This window comes from Anaerofustis sp., assembly GCF_019420015.1.
Classification (GTDB): domain Bacteria; phylum Bacillota; class Clostridia; order Eubacteriales; family Anaerofustaceae; genus Anaerofustis.
In genome coordinates this window covers 61,823-62,278 of record NZ_JAHZIA010000017.1, presented here as the reverse complement: position 1 = coordinate 62,278, position 456 = coordinate 61,823, and the positions used below count along the sequence as shown (strand labels likewise).

The following is a 456-nucleotide window of genomic DNA, read 5'->3' as shown; positions in this document are numbered from 1 at the left end:
GCCATACGCAATCATCGGTGATATAGATATAATGAAAGAAGCACCAATGAAGCTTATACAAGCAGGATACGGTGATATAATAGGAAAAATCACTGCTTTACTTGATTGGAAACTTTCAAAAGAAATAAACAATGAATATTACTGCGAAACATGTATACAACTGACACAAAAAGCAATACAAAAAACAATAGACAATGCTTCAAAATTAAAAAACAGAGACGAAACGGCAATAAAATATCTGATAGAAGCACTTACACTTACAGGAGTAGCAATGGGACTTGTGGGAGTTTCGCGTCCTGCATCAGGAGCAGAGCATATGCTATCTCACTACTGGGAAGTTAATTTTATAAAAAATCATAAATATCCTCAGTTACACGGAATAAAGGTCGGAATAGCAACTCCTATAGTAATGGAAATGTTCGACATAATGAAAAATTCTATCCCTCAAATCTTATG

1 protein-coding gene is annotated in these 456 nt (G+C 34.4%); it reads left to right on the top strand.

Annotation, left to right across the window (positions count from 1 at the left end; translation table 11 throughout):
• Nucleotides 1-31: 31 nt before the first annotated feature.
• Nucleotides 32-456: iron-containing alcohol dehydrogenase (locus QZ357_RS04490; RefSeq protein ID WP_290772346.1), on the top strand; the 425-nt coding region annotated here is incomplete at its 3' end.